Raw genomic sequence first — 6099 nt, forward strand, 5'->3', positions numbered from 1 at the left:
CCCATGACTCATTTGCCAAGCGCCACATTGTTGTTGATCGCCTCGCTGCTTGCCGGCTGCGCCACTCACCCGTCCCAGGAACTGCGGCCGTATTCGGCCGAGGAAAGCCGCGAGCTGGCATTGGAAGCGCTGAGTCGTCGAGGTTTGTCGTTTGATGAGTACCAGGCGAAAAAGGCCCAGTTGCTGCCTCAGCCAAGCAGAGCCGGCGGATTTGACCCGCAGGCTGAGATGAACGCCGAGCGCTCACCACAACTGCACGGGCGGGCGAGTTGAGCGACTGTACCGCTCTAAGTTTTTGCCAACTGTGCGTGCTCGCCGCGCGGGTGCTGCGATAGGGTCGAGTCCTGACTGACCTGATGGAATCGCACCATGACCCTCTCCCTGGATGTACTGCTCGGCTTTGCCCTGTTCGCGCTGGTGACCTCGATCACGCCGGGTCCGAACAACACCATGTTGCTGGCCTCGGGCGTCAATTTCGGTTTTAACCGAACCATCCCGCACATGCTGGGGATCACCTGCGGTTTTTTTGTCCTGGTGCTGGCCGTGGGGTTTGGCCTGGGAGCGGTATTTCAAACCTATCCGCTGCTTTATAACGTGCTGCGTTTTGTCGGCGCGGCCTACTTGCTGTACCTGGCGTGGAAGATTGCCCACTCAGGGCCGGTCTCGGACAGCGAAGAGGGGCGCGGCCAGCCCATCAGCTACCTGGGCGCGGCGGCGTTCCAGTGGGTCAATCCCAAGGCCTGGATCATGGCAATTGGTGCCATCAGTACCTATACACCGCTGCAGGGCTACTTCACCAATGTGGTCGTGATCGCGGCGGTGTTTGCCCTGATCAATCTGCCCAGCGTCGGTGTCTGGGTTGTCTGTGGCTCGCTGCTGCGCAATGTATTGCGGGACCGGCGCTGGCTGCGGCTGTTCAATTGGGGCATGGCATTGCTGCTGGTGGCATCGCTGTACCCCATGTTGCAGCAGAGCTTTGGCTGACTGGTGCTTCAACCCGGTAGCAGATGCCTGTTAAGCTCAACTTCAGGAGCGTTCCTACGCACTTTTAAATGAAGTTGTCTTTCTTTAACTGCATCCGATCAGGTATTGCTGGACGCCTGCCGTAACGCGTCCCTCAAGCGCGCCCCTCAAACGGGCACCGCGCAGTGACAGCATCCGCTGCACCTGATCCCGGAACCTGCTCTGCGAGCCTTTTTTATGAATACACGTCCTTTATATTTTGATTACGCCGCCACCACCCCGGTGGATGAGCGGGTCATCCAGGTGATGGTCGATTGTCTGGGTTTCAACGGCAACTTCGGCAACCCCGCCTCCAGTTCCCATGCCTTTGGCCAGCAGGCCCGCTGTTCGGTCGAGCTGGCGCGCCAGCAGGTCGCTGGTCTGGTGGGGGCGCAGGCGTCCCAGATCGTCTGGACCTCCGGTGCCACTGAATCCAATAACCTGGCCCTCAAGGGGGTAGCCCAGGCTCGTCAACAGCCGGGCGGGCATATCATCACCAGCCAGATCGAACACAAGGCGATTCTCGATACGGCCAGGCAATTGCAGGATGCCGGGATCGATGTCACTTATCTGCTGCCCGACGCCGATGGGCTGATCACTGCGCAAGCGGTCAGCGAGGCACTGCGCGAGGACACCTTCCTGGTGTCGCTGATGCTGGTCAACAATGAGTTGGGCACCGTCAACGACATCCCGGCCATCGGCCAGCGCGTGCGCGAACACGGGGCCTTGTTCCACGTCGATGCCGCCCAGGGTGCGGGCAAGGTGACGATCGACCTGGCGCACTGGCCGGTCGACCTGATGTCGTTTTCCGCCCACAAAGTCTACGGTCCCAAGGGCATCGGTGCGCTCTACGTCGGCCCGCGGGCCGAGCAGCGCCTGCAGGCGCAGATCCACGGTGGCGGACACGAAGGCGGCTTGCGCTCGGGCACCCTGGCGACTCATCAGATCGCGGGCATGGGCGCTGCCTTTGCATTGGCGGCCGAACACTTTGCCGAGGAGGCCGGCACCATTTCGCGGCTGCGCGAGCGTTTGCTGGAGCAACTCGGCGCCATCGCCGGCCTGCGGCTCAATGGCAGCCCGAGCCAGCGTATTCCCCACACCCTGAGCCTGACTTTCAGCGAAGGCGAGTTCAATGCCCAGGCGTTGAGCGCTTCGATAGCGTTCTCGGCGACCTCGGCCTGCAATTCCGCCAGTAACGCCCCCTCCCATGTGCTCCTGGCCCTGGGCCACGATGCGCGGGCGGCGGGACGCACTATTCGCTTGAGCCTTGGGCGTTTCACCCGTGATCAGGATATCGATCAGGCCGCCCAGTTGATCAAGGCGGCAATCGCCAGTGCACCGGCGTTCTGGGTTACCGCCCAACCCTGATGCGCCGACCATAAGTCAGCGCCCTATAACAATATTGAAGTGGTTAGCAGGAGACATGATGAGTACGCAGCCTTTGATCCAGGGAACGGTTCCCCAGCGCCTGGCGCGCACCCGCGAACTGATGAGCCGGGAGGGCATTCACGCGTTGCTGGTGCCGTCGGCCGATCCCCATCTATCGGAGTACCTGCCAGGTTACTGGCAAGGACGACAGTGGCTGTCGGGCTTTCATGGATCGGTCGGGACCCTGATCGTCACTCAGGACTTTGCCGGCATCTGGGCCGACAGCCGTTACTGGGAACAGGCGAGCAAGGAGCTCATGGGCAGCGGTATCGAACTGGTGAAACTGCAACCGGGCCAGCCCGGACCTCTGGAGTGGCTGGCTGAACAAACCCCGGAAGGTGGCGTGGTAGCGGTGGATGGCGCGGTTATGGCCGTGGCTTCGGCGCGGACTTTGGGCAGCAAGCTACAAGAGCGTGGGGCAAGCCTGCGCACCGACATCGACCTGTTGAGCGAAGTCTGGAACGATCGCCCGAGCCTGCCGGATCAACCGATTTATCAGCACTTGCCACCCCAGGCTACCGTCAGCCGTGGCGACAAGCTCGCTACGTTGCGCGAAACCCTGCATGCCCGCGGTGTCGATTGGCACTTCATCGCCACCCTCGACGACATTGCCTGGCTGTTCAACCTGCGTGGCGCCGATGTGTCGTTCAACCCGGTGTTCGTGTCCTTTGCGCTGATCAGCCAGCAGCAGGCAACCTTGTTTGTGGCCTTGAGCAAAGTCGATGCGCCACTGCGGGCGATCCTCGAGCAGGACGGCGTGACCCTGCGTGACTACAGTGAAGTGGCCGCGGCCCTGGCAGCTATTCCGAGTGGCAGCAGCCTGCAGGTCGACCCGGCTCGGGTCACGGCCGGCCTGCTGGGCAACCTGAGCAGTGGTGTGAAGCTGGTGGAGGGCCTGAACCCGACCACCCTGGCCAAGTCGCAGAAAAGCTTGGCCGACGCCGAGCACATTCGCCAGGCCATGGAGCAGGACGGCGCAGCCCTCTGCGAGTTTTTCAGCTGGCTCGACAGCGCGCTGGGGCGTGAGCGTATTACCGAACTGACGATTGACGAACACCTGACCGCGGCCCGGGCCCGGCGCCCGGGTTATGTCTCGTTGAGCTTCAACACCATTGCCGCCTACAACGCCAACGGTGCCATGCCGCACTATCACGCAACTGAAGAAGCGCACGCGGTGATTGAAGGCGATGGCCTCCTGCTGATCGACTCCGGTGGCCAGTACCTAGGTGGCACCACCGACATTACCCGGATGGTCCCCGTCGGCACACCGACTGCCGAGCAGAAGCGCGATTGCACCCGTGTCCTCAAGGGCGTGATCGCCTTGTCCCGAGCGCAGTTTCCGCGGGGCATTCTCTCGCCGCTGCTCGACGCCATTGCGCGGGCGCCTATCTGGGCCGAAAGCGTGGATTACGGCCACGGCACCGGGCATGGCGTCGGTTACTTCCTCAACGTACACGAAGGTCCGCAGGTGATTGCCTACCAGGCGGCAGCCGCGCCACAGACCGCGATGCAGCCGGGGATGATCACCTCCATCGAGCCGGGTACCTACCGGCCGGGGCGCTGGGGGGTACGTATCGAAAACCTAGTGTTGAACCGCGAGGCGGGCAGCAGCGAATTTGGTCAGTTCCTCAAGTTCGAAACCCTGACCCTGTGTCCGATCGATACTCGCTGCCTGGAAACTTCCTTGCTGACCGAGGATGAGCGCGAGTGGTTCAACGGTTATCACGCGCAAGTGCGCAAGCGCCTGAGCCCGTTGCTCGAAGGGGCAGCGCTGGAATGGTTGCACACGCGCACTGCCGCCATTTGACTGCTGAGTGCGCCGTCAGCCCTTGCGGCTGCGGCGCACGGCCCGCAGGGTGTAGCGTCAGCTCAACGCCTCGCGGACAAAGTCCAGGCGATCCTGACCGAAGAACAACTGGTCACCGACAAACAGGCTCGGTGCGCCAAATACCCCACGCGCAATCGCTTGCTCGGTCTTGTCCTTGAGCGCGGCCTTGACCTCCTCGTCGGCGGCCAAGGCCAGCACCGCCTGTGGGTCGAAGCCGTGCTCGCTGAGGACTGCCGCAACGGTCGCCGGGTCGTTGAGGTTGCGCCCCTCAACCCAGAGCGCCCGAAACAGGCAGTCGATAAAGGCGATGAAACGCTCCGGATGGCGCATCTGCATGCCGGTGACGGCGCGCATCAGCAATAAGGTGTTGATCGGGAAATGCGGGTTGAGCGCAAAGGCGACGCCGTAGCGTCTGGCGTAGCGTTGCAGGTCCTGGAACATGTAACGTCCCTTGGCTGCAATGGTCGCGGGTGATGCGTTGCCAGTGGCCTTGAATACTCCACCGAGCAGCATCGGTTGGTAAATCAGTTGGCTGGCGGTCTGTTCGCAGATGCCCGGCAGTTGGGTGTAGGCCAGGTAAGTGGCCGGGCTGCCCAGGTCAAAGAAAAACTCCACGCACTTGCTCATGTTCGATGCACTCTGATTGTTGTTGGGAGGCAGTGCTTACCAGCGTTCGCTCCATGGCCTTAGGTCCAGTTCAAAGGTCCAGGCATCGCGCGGCTGGTTGTGCAGGAACCAATAGTTCTCGGCTATGTGCGCAGGGTCGAGAATTCCATCTTCGGCCTTGAGTGCGTATTTTTCCGGGAAGTTATCGCGAATGAAGTCGGTATCGATGGCGCCATCGACCACCACGTGCGCGACGTGGATGTTCAGCGGTCCGAGTTCCCGGGCCATGCTTTGTGCCAGGGCACGAATGCCATGCTTGGCTCCGGCGAATGCAGCAAAACCTGCGGCGCCGCGCAGGCCGGCGGTGGCCCCGGTAAACAGAATCGTGCCGCGTTGGCGGGTGACCATGCGCTTGGCCACTTCGCGGGCATTGAGAAAACCCGAGAAGCAGGCCATCTCCCAGATCTTGAAGTATTTGCGCGCGGTTTCTTCGAGGATGCTGCAGGGGACATTGGCGCCGATGTTGAAGACCAGCACTTCAATGGGACCGATTTGACTCTCGATCTGCTCGACCAGCGCAATGACTTCTTCTTCCTTGCGCGCATCACAGGCAAAACCGTGGGCTTGGCCACCGTTGGCATTGATGGCGTCGACCAGCGGCTGCAATTTATCGGCGCTGCGCCGGGTGACGCAGGCGACAAATCCTTCCTCGGCAAAACGTTTGGCAATGGCCCCGCCAGTGGAGTCGCCAGCACCGACAACCAGCACGACTTTGTTGTTATGGGTTGCTGTGGTCATAGTCATCGCTCTTTGGTAAACGGTCGTTAGCTAAACGAACGTTATGCTACGATCGACACGACGTCAAGACGATGCAATTTTTGGAGCCGCGATGCGTTACTCAGCCAGTCACAAGCTGGAAACCAGGCAGAAACTGTTGGAAAGCAGCTCGGTGTCCGCCAAGCAGGAGGGGTTCGCCACCGTGGGGGTGGATGGCCTGATGAAAGCCATCGGGCTCACTGGCGGTGCGTTCTACAGTCACTTCTCGTCCAAAGACGAACTCTTTGCCTCAATCGTCGAGCGTGAATTACGCCAAAGTCTTGAGCGCTTGAGTGGCGACGGTGAATTGAGTCGCGTCAGGCTGGAGCGTTGCCTCAAGCATTACTTGAGCATGGCCCATGTCGAACAACCAGGCACCGGGTGCGCACTGCCCGCATTAGGCGCCGAAATTGCCCGTG

At 61.4% G+C, this 6099-nt stretch carries 7 protein-coding genes (1 of these 7 cut by a window edge); 5 read left to right on the forward strand and 2 right to left on the reverse strand.

All coding sequences use genetic code 11. From position 1 onward, the window contains the following. Window positions 1–3: 3 nt before the first annotated feature. The 4 genes from Q1W70_RS18640 (at window position 4) to Q1W70_RS18655 (ending at window position 4237) form a co-directional block, all read left to right on the forward strand. The gene (locus Q1W70_RS18640) at window positions 4–273 is read left to right on the forward strand and encodes a hypothetical protein (protein ID WP_302097727.1); all 270 of its coding nucleotides are present in this window, start codon (window positions 4–6) and stop codon (window positions 271–273) included. Between the two features lie 96 nt (window positions 274–369). After that, window positions 370–984 carry a LysE family translocator gene (locus Q1W70_RS18645; protein WP_166590221.1) on the forward strand — a complete coding sequence of 205 codons (615 nt, stop codon included), beginning with the start codon at window positions 370–372 and terminating at the stop codon, window positions 982–984. A gap of 216 nt (window positions 985–1200) precedes the next feature. Beyond that, complete coding sequence (locus Q1W70_RS18650) at window positions 1201–2370, forward strand: cysteine desulfurase family protein (RefSeq protein ID WP_166590222.1); 1170 nt, start codon at window positions 1201–1203, stop codon at window positions 2368–2370. 58 nt (window positions 2371–2428) lie between these two features. Continuing rightward, window positions 2429–4237 carry an aminopeptidase P family protein gene (locus Q1W70_RS18655; protein WP_265538105.1) on the forward strand — a complete coding sequence of 603 codons (1809 nt, stop codon included), beginning with the start codon at window positions 2429–2431 and terminating at the stop codon, window positions 4235–4237. 57 nt (window positions 4238–4294) lie between these two features. Here the strand turns inward: Q1W70_RS18655 and Q1W70_RS18660 are convergent, their stop codons facing one another. Both Q1W70_RS18660 and Q1W70_RS18665 read right to left on the reverse strand, forming a co-directional pair. Then, complete coding sequence (locus tag Q1W70_RS18660; RefSeq protein WP_166590224.1) at window positions 4295–4885, reverse strand: 2-hydroxychromene-2-carboxylate isomerase; 591 nt, start codon at window positions 4883–4885, stop codon at window positions 4295–4297. A 36-nt stretch (window positions 4886–4921) separates the two neighbouring features. Continuing rightward, window positions 4922–5662, reverse strand: a complete 741-nt coding sequence (locus Q1W70_RS18665; RefSeq protein WP_182341509.1) for an SDR family oxidoreductase — start codon at window positions 5660–5662, stop codon at window positions 4922–4924. Between the two features lie 91 nt (window positions 5663–5753). On the opposite strand from Q1W70_RS18665, the gene Q1W70_RS18670 reads away from it, so the two are divergent. Then, on the forward strand, window positions 5754–6099 hold the 5' portion of the coding sequence (locus Q1W70_RS18670; RefSeq protein ID WP_166590226.1) for a TetR/AcrR family transcriptional regulator. The gene runs 215 nt beyond the window's last position; the window shows 346 of its 561 coding nt (coding positions 1–346); its start codon is at window positions 5754–5756; the stop codon falls past the right edge of the window.

This window comes from Pseudomonas kielensis (assembly GCF_030505375.1).
In the GTDB taxonomy this organism is placed as follows: domain Bacteria; phylum Pseudomonadota; class Gammaproteobacteria; order Pseudomonadales; family Pseudomonadaceae; genus Aquipseudomonas; species Aquipseudomonas kielensis.